This is a genomic window from Streptomyces sp. NPDC101118, from assembly GCF_044759445.1.
Lineage (GTDB): Bacteria > Actinomycetota > Actinomycetes > Streptomycetales > Streptomycetaceae > Streptomyces.
Genome location: NZ_JBIVZG010000019.1, coordinates 103438 through 115215, shown reverse-complemented (window position 1 = coordinate 115215; position 11778 = coordinate 103438). Strand labels below are relative to the sequence as shown.

General features: G+C 73.1%; 8 protein-coding genes and 1 riboswitch. Of the genes, 5 read left to right on the top strand and 3 right to left on the bottom strand.

From position 1 onward, the window contains the following. Positions 1-2: 2 nt before the first annotated feature. Positions 3-1631: an ATP-binding protein gene (locus ACIQUQ_RS27000; RefSeq protein ID WP_403980681.1), complete on the bottom strand. Its 1629-nt coding sequence runs from the start codon at positions 1629-1631 to the stop codon at positions 3-5. Positions 1632-1795: 164 nt separating this feature from the next. On the opposite strand from ACIQUQ_RS27000, the gene ACIQUQ_RS26995 reads away from it, so the two are divergent. Continuing rightward, positions 1796-2902, top strand: coding sequence for a CobW family GTP-binding protein (locus tag ACIQUQ_RS26995; protein WP_403980679.1), 1107 nt, complete (start codon positions 1796-1798; stop codon positions 2900-2902). A 7-nt stretch (positions 2903-2909) separates the two neighbouring features. Here ACIQUQ_RS26995 and ACIQUQ_RS26990 read toward each other — a convergent pair whose 3' ends face one another. Together ACIQUQ_RS26990 and ACIQUQ_RS26985 are read right to left on the bottom strand one after the other, a co-directional pair. Further along, on the bottom strand, positions 2910-4031 hold the full coding sequence (locus ACIQUQ_RS26990; protein WP_403980677.1) for a DUF6183 family protein: 1122 nt from the start codon (positions 4029-4031) through the stop codon (positions 2910-2912). A 112-nt stretch (positions 4032-4143) separates the two neighbouring features. Beyond that, the gene (locus ACIQUQ_RS26985; protein ID WP_403980674.1) at positions 4144-6600 is read right to left on the bottom strand and encodes a DNA topoisomerase (ATP-hydrolyzing) subunit A; all 2457 of its coding nucleotides are present in this window, start codon (positions 6598-6600) and stop codon (positions 4144-4146) included. Between the two features lie 220 nt (positions 6601-6820). On the opposite strand from ACIQUQ_RS26985, the gene ACIQUQ_RS26980 reads away from it, so the two are divergent. The 4 genes from ACIQUQ_RS26980 (at position 6821) to ACIQUQ_RS26965 (ending at position 11656) form a co-directional block, all read left to right on the top strand. Further along, on the top strand, positions 6821-8152 hold the full coding sequence (locus ACIQUQ_RS26980) for a M16 family metallopeptidase (RefSeq protein WP_403980671.1): 1332 nt from the start codon (positions 6821-6823) through the stop codon (positions 8150-8152). A 20-nt stretch (positions 8153-8172) separates the two neighbouring features. Further along, the gene (locus tag ACIQUQ_RS26975) at positions 8173-9540 is read left to right on the top strand and encodes a M16 family metallopeptidase (RefSeq protein WP_403980791.1); all 1368 of its coding nucleotides are present in this window, start codon (positions 8173-8175) and stop codon (positions 9538-9540) included. Positions 9541-9746: 206 nt separating this feature from the next. Next, a riboswitch (cyclic di-AMP (ydaO/yuaA leader) is annotated at positions 9747-9906 on the top strand. A 12-nt stretch (positions 9907-9918) separates the two neighbouring features. After that, a complete protein-coding gene (locus tag ACIQUQ_RS26970; protein WP_399953342.1) occupies positions 9919-10716 on the top strand; it encodes a M23 family metallopeptidase in 798 nt (265 codons plus the stop codon). A 253-nt stretch (positions 10717-10969) separates the two neighbouring features. Beyond that, positions 10970-11656, top strand: a complete 687-nt coding sequence (locus ACIQUQ_RS26965; RefSeq protein ID WP_403980668.1) for a GntR family transcriptional regulator — start codon at positions 10970-10972, stop codon at positions 11654-11656. The last annotated feature ends 122 nt before the right edge of the window (positions 11657-11778 follow it).

The window sequence follows — 11778 nt, the reverse complement described above, 5'->3', positions numbered from 1 at the left end:
GGTCACCGCAGGGCCTCCGGCAGCACCACGCAGAACTCCGCGCCGCCGCCGTCCGCCGCGGCGGCCCGGGCGCTGCCGCCCTGCCGCTCGGCGAGGCGCCGTACCATCGCCAGCCCGAGGCCCCGCCGGCCGCCGTGCGACTGCGGGGACTTCGTGGACCAGCCCTCAGTGAAGATCTCCTCCAGCCGGCCGGGCGGCACACCGGGACCGGTGTCGCGGACCCGCAGGACGACCGTCGTGTCCTCGGCGAGCAGCTCCACCTCCACCCGGGCGTCGGCGGTGCCGGCCAGGGCGTCGAGGGCGTTGTCCACCAGGTTCCCCACGATGGTCACCAGCCCGCCGGGGTCCACCAGCCGGGCCGGCAGCAGCGTCCTCTCCGCCAGCCGCAGGGAGACGCCGCGCTCGGCCGCGACCGTGGCCTTGCCCACCAGCAGCGCGGCCAGCAGCGGGTCCCGGACCCGCTCGGTGATCTCCTCGGCCGTCGCCCGGTGCCCGCCGGACACCTCGGTGATGTAGGCGGTCGCCTCCTCGTGCAGGCCCAGCTCCAGCAGGCCGAGGAGGGTGTGCAGGCGGTTGGCGTGTTCGTGGTCCTGGGCGCGGAGCGCGTCGATCAGGCCCCGGGTGGAGTCCAGCTCCCGGCCCAGCCGTTCCAGCTCGGTGCGGTCGCGCAGGGTGGCCACGGCCCCGCCGTCCTCGGTGGGCATCCGGTTGGCCACCAGGACCCGGGGACCGCTCACGGCCAGCAGATCGGTGCCCGTGACGCGGCCGGCGAGCACGTCGGTGGTGCGGCCGGAGCCGAGCAGCTCGTCCAGGGAGCGGCCGGTGGCGTCGGGTCCGAGGCCGAGCAGCCGCTGGGCCTCGTCGTTGACCAGGCGTACCCGGCCGTCGCGGTCGAGCGCCACGACGCCCTCGCGGATCGAGTGGAGCACCGCCTCGCGCTCGGCCAGCAGACCGGAGATGTCGGAGAACGCCAGGTCACGGGTCTGCCGCTGGATCCGGCGGGAGATCAGGTACGCGGCGAGCGCGCCCGCCGCGAGCGCGCCGCCCGCATAGGCGAGGAGGCCGGGGATCGCGCCGACCAGCTGGTCGCGCACGCCCTCGTACGCGATGCCCACCGAGACCGCGCCGACGATCGCGCCGTCGGCGTCGCGCAGCGGGACCTTGCCGCGGGCGGAGCGGCCCAGGGTGCCGTCGTCGATCTCCATGACCTCCTCGCCGGCCAGGGCGCGGGCGGGGTCGGTGGACACGTGGCGGCCGATCCGTTCCGGGCTCGGGTGCGAGCGGCGGATGCCCTGCCGGTCGAGCACGACGACGTACTCGGCTCCGGTGGCCCGGCGGATCCGCTCGGCGGCCTCCTGCACCGGGCCGTCGGGGGCGGGGGCCGCGGAGATGACGGCGGCGGCGATCCCGGGGTCGGCTGCGGTGCTCTGGGCGATGGCCAGTGCGCGGCGCATGGCCTGGTCGTCGAGCTGGGAGCCGAGCGGCGCCAGGAAGAGCCCGGTGGCCAGGACGGCCACGCCGGCCGCGACGGCCAGCTGCATCAGCAGCACCTGGGAGAAGACCCTGCGGGGCAGCCCGAGCCGCCACGGGTGCGTGGCGGTGCGGCGGAGGGTTCCCGGGGCGGCGCTCATGACTGAGAACGGTAAGCGGGGCCCGCGCTTTGCGGTACTTCCGGCCCGTCAGGTGCCGGGGGCCGGCCGCCGTCGGCCGGGGGTCCCGTCGGCCGGTGGCCGGGAGGCGCCCGCCGGCCGCCCGGGGCGGGCCGGGCCGCGGGATCCGACTACGATCGGACGGCGTGACCAGCAGGCAGCCCATCCCCGTCGTCGTTCTCGCCGGTTTCCTCGGTTCCGGCAAGACCACCCTGCTCAACCACCTGCTCAGGAGCAGCCGTGGCACCCGGATCGGAGTCGTGGTCAACGACTTCGGGCAGATCGAGATCGACGCCATGTCCGTGGCCGGACAGGTCGGCGACTCGATGGTCTCCCTCGGCAACGGCTGCCTGTGCTGCGCCGTCGACGGCAGTGAGCTGGACGCCTACCTGGAGAAGCTGGCGCGGCCGGTCCACCGGATCGACGTGATCGTCATCGAGGCGAGCGGGCTGGCCGAGCCGCAGGAGATGGTCCGGATGCTGGTGGCCAGCGAGGTCCAGGGGATCACCTACGGCGGGCTGGTGTACGTGGTCGACGGGGCGGAGTTCGGGGCCACCCGTGCCCGCCACCCCGAGACCGACCGCCACCTGGGCATCGCGGACCTCGTGGTGCTGAACAAGACGGACCGGACCGCACCGGGGGAGCGGGAGCGGGCCGAGGCGGCCCTCGCCGTCCTCTGCCCCGGCATCCCGGTGGTCGGCGCGGACCACGGCCGGATCGATCCGGAGCTGCTCTTCGACCGCCGGCCCTGGACCGAGACGCGGGGCCAGCTGTCGTTCGAGGACCTGCTCGCGGAGGCGGAGCAGCGTGAGGACGAGGGGGACTCCGGCCCCGGAACGGACCCCTGCGGCCCGTCGTGCGGCGAAGCCCACCTCCACCACGCCTACGAGAGCACGGAATTCGTCTCCGACCAGGCCCTCAGTCCGCGCCGGCTGATCGACTTCCTGGACCGGCGCCCGGCCGGGCTGTACCGCATCAAGGGCTACGTGTACTTCGGGGTGCCGGGCCACGAGGAGAAGTACGAGGTCCACGCGGTCGGCCGCTTCCTGCGCTTCGACCCGGCCCCCTGGGGGCGGGACGAGCCGCGCCGCACGCAGCTCGTCCTGATCGGCTCCGGCACCGACCCCGAGGCCCTCACCCGCGACCTCGCCGCCTGCCGCGAACCGTCCCCCCAGCACACCCCGCCGGAGGCCATGTGGTCCGTCCTCCGCTACGTCCCCCGCCCGCCGGCACCGGCGGCCGAGGAGGAGTAGTACCGGCTCAGTCGGTGTCCGTGGCCGCCAGCACCGCGAGACGGCGGCCGTCGGGGGAGAGCGCGGCGATCCCGTAGTCGTGGATCTCGTTGTGGAACCACGCGGAATCGGACTCGAAGTGGAACCACGCGCTGCCGAGCGCGATCCGCTCGACCTCCCCGGCCGTCGCGCCCGACGGTGCTCCGCACAGCCCCGCCACGGACCACCAGGCCGCCCTGCGGCCCCAGGCGCCGCCCACGCCGCCGCCGTAGCAGCCGCCCATCGAGGCGGTGCCGAAGAGCATCGGCCAGATGTCCTCCAGAGGACGGCGGGCCAACGCGAAGCGGGACGTGGGGGTGAGGTCCGAGACGCAGGCCATCGGGAGCGCGGGCAGCAGGGCGGGCACCTCGGCGGGATCCAGGGGTGTGTCCGGCTCGAAGACCCAGGCGTCGCAGTTGCCGAATTCGCCCTGCTCCGGCGCGGCGACGATGGTCTCGTGCACGTCCTTGGTCGCGACGTCCCGCATCCGCGCCGGTTCCGTCGTACGGGGCGTCGGCGGGTCCAGTCGGCCCTCGGCGGGGAGCCCGCTCGGCGGTCCGTACGCGCTGCCGTTGACGGAGTGGACGCGGAACGTGGAGCCGGCCTCGAACGGTCGCCGCTCGTCCGGGAGCCAGGCCAGGGGCGAGTACGGGCGGCGGTTCCGCCGCCAATGGGCCAGCGGTTCCAGCTCCTTGGACGCCTGGACGTCGACGCCGCGCAGGAGCAGCTCGTGGAACAGGCAGGCGCGGAGCTCGTCGAGGCCGTCCGGGCCCGGCCGGCCGTAGAGGACCCGGGCCAGCTCTGCGGGGTCGTGCGCCCCGGCGAGGAGGGAGGCGACGTGGCGGGGGCCGGTCTCACCGGAGCCGTGCCGGACGTGTCCGTCGAGGAGGCGGACCAGCTGCTCCAGGCCGTCCCGGCCGGGGGTGAGGGCGAGGATCCGCACCACCCGGGCGAGGCCGTGCCGGTACTCGCCCGACTGCGCCTGGGCTGCCTCGTACCGGGCGGCGAGAAGCGTGCCCAGCTCAGCCGCGTATCCGGTGTCGCCCGCCGCCGCCCGCGGTTCGGCCTGCTCCCACACCAGTCTTACGAGTTCACGCGCTTCGTCGGTCATGATCCGTCACCCTATGGCCCTGGCCGGCCCTGGCCCGGCGCGCAGCGGGGCCGGTGAACCACGGCGTGCGCGGCCGGCGGGGGCCCCCGGGCGTACCGAGGGCCCCCACGCGCTACAGCGCGGCGCCCGCGAGGGTGTTGACCGGCGTGGGCAGGGGGGTGCCCGAGCCGTCGCGGCGCGGGTCGGGGTCCGGGAGGTCGACCGGGGTGCCGTTGGCCGAGGCGGCGCGGACCGGGGCGGAGCCGGCCCAGGCCAGCACCAGGAGGTCCTCGCCCTTCAGGAAGCGCTGGCAGCGGACACCGCCGGTGGCCCGGCCCTTGCGCGGGTACTGGTCGAAGGGGGTCAGCTTGGCCGACGTACCCGACGCGTCCAGCGTGCCGTGCGAGCCGGCCACCGAGAAGACGTACGCCTCCGTGGCCGGGTCCACCGCCGAGAAGTGGATGACCTTGGCGCCGTCCGACAGCTTGATGCCTGCCATGCCGCCCGCGGGGCGGCCCTGCGGGCGGACCTGCCCCGCCGGGTAGCGCAGCAGCTGGGCGTCGTCGGTGATGAAGACCAGGTCCTCCTCGCCGGTGCGCAGCTCGACGGCCCCGACGATCCGGTCGCCCTCCTTGAGGGTGATGACCTCCAGCTCCTCCTTGTTCGCCGGGTAGTCCGGCACGACGCGCTTGACCACGCCCTGCTCGGTGCCCAGCGCCAGGCCCTGGGAGTTCGCCTCGTCGAGGCTGGTCAGGCAGACCACCTTCTCGTCGGGCGCCAGGGAGGAGAGGAACTCGGTGATCGGGGCGCCGCCCGCCAGGTTCGGCGCGGCGTGCGTGTCCGGCAGCTGCGGCAGGTCGATCACCGACAGCCGCAGCAGACGGCCCGTGGACGTGACCGCGCCGACCTCGGCCCGGGCCGTGGCCAGCACGGAGGAGACGATGGCGTCGTGGCGGGCGCGCTTGCCGTCGCCCTCGGAGAGCGGGTCGCCCGTGACCGTACGCGCGAGCAGGCCCGTCGACGAGAGCAGTACCCGGCAGGGGTCGTCCGCGACCTCCAGCGGCACGGCCGAGACCGCGGCGCCGGCCGACTCCAGCAGGACCGTCCGCCGGTCGGTGCCGAACTTCTTCGCCACGGCGGCCAGTTCGGACGAGACGAGCTTGCGCAGCTCCGCGTCCGATTCGAGGATTTTCGTCAGCTCCTCGATCTCGGCCGTCAGGCGGTCGCGCTCCGACTCCAGCTCGATCCGGTCGAACCGGGTGAGCCGGCGCAGCGGGGTGTCGAGGATGTACTGGGTCTGCACCTCGCTCAGCGAGAAGCGCTCGATCAGGCGCTCCTTGGCCTGCGCGGAGTTCTCGCTGGACCGGATCAGCCGGATGACCTCGTCGATGTCGAGCAGGGCCACCAGCAGGCCCTCGACCAGGTGCAGGCGGTCGCGGCGCTTGCGCCGGCGGAACTCGCTGCGCCGCCGGACCACGTCGAAGCGGTGGTCGAGGTAGACCTCCAGCAGCTCCTTGAGGCCCAGCGTCAGCGGCTGGCCGTCGACCAGCGCCACGTTGTTGATGCCGAAGGACTCCTCCATCGGCGTCAGCTTGTACAGCTGCTCCAGCACGGCCTCGGGGTGGAAGCCGTTCTTGATCTCGATGACCAGGCGCAGGCCGTGCGAGCGGTCCGTGAGGTCCTTGACGTCCGCGATGCCCTGGAGCTTCTTGGACCCGACCAGGTCCTTGATCTTGGCGATCACCTTCTCCGGGCCGACCGTGAAGGGGAGTTCCGTGACGACCAGGCCCTTGCGGCGCGCCGTGACGTTCTCCACCGTCGCCGTGGCGCGGATCTTGAAGGTGCCGCGGCCCGACTCGTACGCGTCCTTGATCCCCTGGAGACCCACGATCCGGCCGCCGGTGGGCAGGTCGGGACCCGGGATGAAGCGCATCAGCGCCTCCAGGTCCGCGTTCGGGTAGCGGATCAGGTGGCGGGCGGCGGCGATGACCTCGCCCAGGTTGTGCGGCGGCATGTTCGTGGCCATGCCGACCGCGATCCCGGACGCGCCGTTGACCAGCAGGTTCGGGTACGCCGCGGGCAGCGCGACGGGCTCGCGCTCCTGGCCGTCGTAGTTCGGCGTGAAGTCGACCGTGTCCTCGTCGATCGACTCCGTCATCAGCGACGTGGCGTCCGCCATCCGGCACTCGGTGTAACGCATGGCCGCCGGCGGGTCGTCGTTCCCCAGCGAGCCGAAGTTGCCGTGGCCGTCCACCAGCGGCAGCCGCATCGAGAACGGCTGCGCCATGCGCACCAGCGCGTCGTAGATGGAGGCGTCGCCGTGCGGGTGGAGCTTGCCCATGACCTCACCCACGACACGGGCGCACTTCACGTACCCGCGGTCGGGGCGCAGGCCCATCTCGTTCATCTGGTAGACGATGCGGCGGTGCACCGGCTTCATCCCGTCCCGCGCGTCGGGCAGGGCGCGGGAGTAGATCACCGAGTACGCGTACTCGAGGAAGGAGCCCTGCATTTCGTCGACGACGTCGATGTCGAGGATCCTCTCCTCGAAATCCTCCGGCGGCGGGGTCTTCGTGCTGCGGCGGGCCATCGCTGCTGCGGCTCCTCGTGATCCGAGATCGGTCTGACGCGGTCCATTGTGGACCGCCCCGCCGACAACGCCGACCCCGACCCTGGGGGTACCCCCGGACGGGGTGCGGCGAGGGGGTGCGGCGGAGGGGGCGGAAGGCCCCGGGAACTTCTCCGTCCGTCGGCGCGCTTGCATACAGTGGCAGGACTTCTCCCCAAGCGATCGAAGGGATCACATGCCCATGGGTCACACGGCCACAGCGCAGGCCGCCTCCGGCGGCCTGACAGCGACCGAGCACCGCCTGGCCAACGGCCTGCGCGTGGTGCTGTCCGAGGACCACCTGACCCCGGTCGCCGCGGTCTGCCTGTGGTACGACGTCGGCTCGCGCCACGAAGTCAAGGGGCGCACCGGTCTGGCTCACCTCTTCGAGCACCTGATGTTCCAGGGCTCGGCCAGCGTTTCGGGCAACGGTCACTTCGAGCTGGTGCAGGGCGCCGGCGGGTCGCTCAACGGCACCACCAGCTTCGAGCGCACCAACTACTTCGAGACGATGCCGGCCCACCAGCTGGAGCTCGCGCTCTGGCTGGAGGCGGACCGGATGGGCTCGCTGCTCTCCGCGCTGGACGACGAGTCCATGGAGAACCAGCGCGACGTGGTGAAGAACGAGCGCCGCCAGCGGTACGACAACGTCCCGTACGGCACCGCCTTCGAGCGGCTGACCGCCCTGGCCTACCCCGAGGGCCACCCGTACCACCACACGCCGATCGGCTCCATGGCCGACCTCGACGCCGCCACGCTGGAGGACGCCCGCGCGTTCTTCCGTACCTACTACGCGCCGAACAACGCGGTGCTGTCGGTCGTCGGCGACATCGACCCGGAGCAGACCCTCGCCTGGATCGAGAAGTACTTCGGCAGCATCCCCTCCCACGACGGCAAGCAGCCGCCGCGGGACGGCAGCCTGCCGGACGTCATGGGCGCGCAGCTGCGCGAGGAGATCGTCGAGGAGGTCCCGGCCCGCGCGCTGATGGCCGCCTACCGCCTCCCGCACGACGGCACCCGCGAGTGCGACGCGGCCGACCTCGCCCTGACCATCCTCGGCGGCGGCGAGTCCTCCCGCCTGCACAACCGCCTGGTCCGCCGCGACCAGACCGCCGTGGCCGCGGGCTTCGGCCTGCTGCGCCTGGCGGGCGCGCCCTCCCTGGGCTGGCTGGACGTGAAGACCTCCGGCGGCGTCGAGGTGCCCCGCATCGAGACCGCCGTCGACGAGGAGCTCGCCCGCTTCGCCGCGGACGGTCCGACCTCCGAGGAGATGGAGCGCGCCCAGGCCCAGCTGGAGCGCGAGTGGCTGGACCGTCTCGGCACCGTCGCCGGCCGGGCCGACGAACTGTGCCGCTTCGCCGTGCTGTTCGGCGACCCGCAGCTGGCGCTCACCGCCGTCCAGCGGGTGCTCGACGTCACCGCCGAAGAGGTGCAGGCCGTCGCCGCGGCCCGGCTGCGCCCGGACAACCGCGCGGTCCTCGTGTACGAGCCGCTGCCCGCCACCGAAGACAACGCCGAAGGGGCAGACCAGTGACCGCCGACGTCGCTTCCTCGATGACCTTCCACCCGCAGCCGCAGGCCGGACAGCCGAAGCCGTGGGCCTTCCCCGCCCCCGAGCGCGGCACGCTCGGGAACGGCCTGACCGTCCTGCGCTGCCACCGCCCCGGCCAGCAGGTCGTGGCCGTCGAGGTGATCCTCGACGCCCCCCTGGAGGCCGAGCCCGAGGGCCTCGACGGCGTGGCCACGATCATGGCCCGCGCGCTGTCGGAGGGCACCGACAAGCACTCCGCCGAGGAGTTCGCCGCCGAGCTGGAGCGCTGCGGCGCCACCCTCGACGCGCACGCCGACCACCCCGGTGTGCGGGTCTCCCTGGAGGTGCCCGCCTCCCGTCTGCACAAGGCCCTGACCCTGCTCGCCGAGGCCCTGCGCGCCCCCGCCTTCGCCGACAGCGAGGTGGACCGCCTGGTCCGCAACCGCCTCGACGAGATCCCGCACGAGCTGGCCAACCCGCAGCGCCGGGCCGCGAAGCAGCTCTCCAGGGAGCTCTTCCCCGCCACCCTGCGCATGTCGCGTCCGCGCCAGGGCAGCGAGGAGACCGTCGGCCGGATCGACTCCGGGGCCGTCCGCGCCTTCTACGAGGCCCACGTGCGCCCCTCCACGGCCACGGCCGTCGTGGTCGGCGACCTGACCGGCACCGACCTGGACGCCGTCCTCGCGGACACCCTGGGCTCCTGGACCGGCGGCACCGGCACGGCGTACCCGGTCACCCCGGTCACCGCGGACGACACCGGCCGCGTGGTGATCGTGGACCGGCCCGGCGCCGTGCAGACCCAGCTGCTCATCGGCCGGATCGGGGCGGACCGCCACGACCGGGTCTGGGCCGCGCAGGTGCTCGGCACGTACTGCCTCGGCGGCACGCTCACCTCGCGCCTGGACCGCGTGCTCCGGGAGGAGAAGGGCTACACGTACGGCGTGCGCGCCTTCGGGCAGGTGCTGCGCTCCACGGCCGACGGGACCGGCGCCTCGATGCTGGCCATCAGCGGCTCGGTGGACACGCCCAACACCGGCCCCGCGCTGGGCGACCTGTGGCAGGTGCTGCGCACCCTCGCCGCCGAGGGGCTGACGGACACCGAACGCGACGTGGCCGTCCAGAACTTGGTGGGCGTCGCGCCGCTGAAGTTCGAGACGGCGGCGGCCGTCGCCGGGACCCTGGCCGACCAGGTCGAGCAGGAGCTGCCGGACGACTTCCAGGCGCAGTTGTACGCGCGGCTCGCCGAAACCGGCACGGTGGAGGCGACTTCGGCCGTGGTGAACGCCTTCCCGGTGGACCGTCTGGTGACGGTGCTCGTGGGTGACGCGTCCCAGATCGCCGACCCGGTGCGGGCGCTGGGCATCGGAGAGGTGACCGTGGTCACCAACTGACCTGATTCCGGCCCGAGATGGGGCAGGGCCCTGATGGATTGTCCATCAGGGCCCTGTTTGTGTCTTCTGTCCGTTTCGGGGTGGTCGTTGCCTGAATGACCCGTGGCGTACGCCACAAAACAGCGTGTCCGTTTGGTGATTGTCCGACGATCCGCCTAGCGTCAACCTCGCTGTCCGTCAGCTGTAACAGCCGCACCCGCGGCACCGGACAGCGATCGCCGAGTCCCCGTCAGGCGCGAGCCTGGGGAGCCGGGGACCCACATCAGTCCCTGGGGTGAATCGGACCGCCTCGCCAGAGGTGGCCCGTAGGAGACCTTCCTGCTCCGAACCCGTCAGCTAACCCGGTAGGCGAGAGGGAAGGAAAGGATCAGCCTCTCCATGGCCTTTGGCAGTCGTGCCACCGGTAAGCACCGTGGCCCCAGCCGTCTGAGCCGCAAGAGCGCGAACGTGGCCGGCATAGCCGCCCTCGCGACCACCGGTGTCGTCGGCACCCTGGCCGGCCCGGCCTTCGCCGCCACCGACGCCGACTCCCGAGGTCCCGAGGACACCGGCCTGAACGCCGTCGTCGTCGCCGACGACCTCGCGGGCCAGATCGAGGCCCAGGCCGAGTCCCAGCAGGCCGCCGCCGAGATCGCCGCCGCCAAGGCCCAGGCCGAGAACGAGGCCCGCCAGCGCGCCGCCGAGGCCAAGGCGAAGGCCGAGGCGAAGGCCAAGGCCGAGCGCGAGGCCGCCGAGCGCGCCGCCCGTGAGGCCGAGCGCAAGCGTCTGCTCACCTACGTGGCCCCCGTCGCGGGCTCGTACGTCAGCACCTCGTACAAGGCCGGCGGCTCCATGTGGTCCTCCGGCAGCCACACCGGCATCGACTTCCACGCCGCCTCCGGCACCTCGGTGCACGCGGTCGGCCTCGGCACCGTCGTCGAGGCGGGCTGGGGCGGCGCGTACGGCAACAACGTCGTCATCAAGATGAACGACGGCACGTACACGCAGTACGGCCACCTCTCGTCGATCAGCGTCTCGGTCGGCCAGCGCGTCACCCCGGGCGACCAGATCGGCCTCTCCGGCTCCACGGGCAACTCCAGCGGCCCCCACCTCCACTTCGAGGCCCGCACCTCGGCCGACTACGGCTCGGACATCGACCCGCTGGCGTACCTGCGCTCGCACGGCGTCAGCATCTGACCCGCGACCGCACCCGCCGCCACCGCGGCGCCGCACGCTTCCCGAAGGCCCCGGCTCCCCGAGCCGGGGCCTTCGGCGTGCCCTTCGCCGGAGGGGTGCGGATCCGGCGCGGGCATCCGGTGCGTGCAGATCTGGCAAAAAACCATTCCGGAATTCATCGGTGCGCTCCGGAATTCCTCGTTTCTGCAATAGAGTCGGCGGCACACATGTCGACGCCGACCGCGTTTCGCGGGGATTAAGCGGAGGTCCGGTCATGCGCATTCCCGCGCACGCGGTGTGCACGGCGATCCGCGACGACATCGTCGCCGGCGTCTTCGAGCGCGGCAGCAGGCTCACCGAGGAACTCCTCGCCCGCCGGTACGGCGTCTCGCGCGTCCCCGTCCGCGAGGCCCTGCGCACCCTGGAGTCCGAGGGCTTCGTCACCACCCGCCGGCACGCCGGGGCCTGCGTGGCCGAGCCCACCGAACAGGAGGCGGCCGACCTGCTGGAGCTGCGGGTGCTGCTGGAGCCCCTGGGGGCCTCCCGGGCCGCACAGCGCCGCACCGAGGGCCACCTGAAGGTGCTGCGCGGGCTCGTGCGCCTCGGCCAGGAGCGGGCCCGCCGGGGCCAGGGCGAGGACCTGCGCTCGCTGGGCGGCTGGTTCCACGAGACGCTCGCCCAGGCCTCCGGCAGCCCCAACCTGATCTCGATGCTCACCCAGCTGCGGCACAAGATCGCCTGGATGTACGTGGTGGAGGCCCCGGCCCACCCCGTGGAGTCCTGGGCCGAGCACGGCGCCATCGTCGACGCCGTGGCGCGCGGGGACGCCGACCGGGCGCGGGCCCTCACCGCCGCGCACATGGACCGCACCACGGGGGCGCACCGGCTGCGGCGGGCGCGGGGCGAGGCGCGTGTGAGGGGTTCGCAACCTGCCGTAAACACCGCGGGCGGCCGCCTTTAACAAAGGCCGTATACAAAGGGACGGCGGAATTCATGAGGCCGCTCATTTCCCATGCCCTGATTTCCTCGCGGCCATTCCTGTCCGGCCGGGCTGACCGGAAGAGAAGAAATGAGCCGCACCCC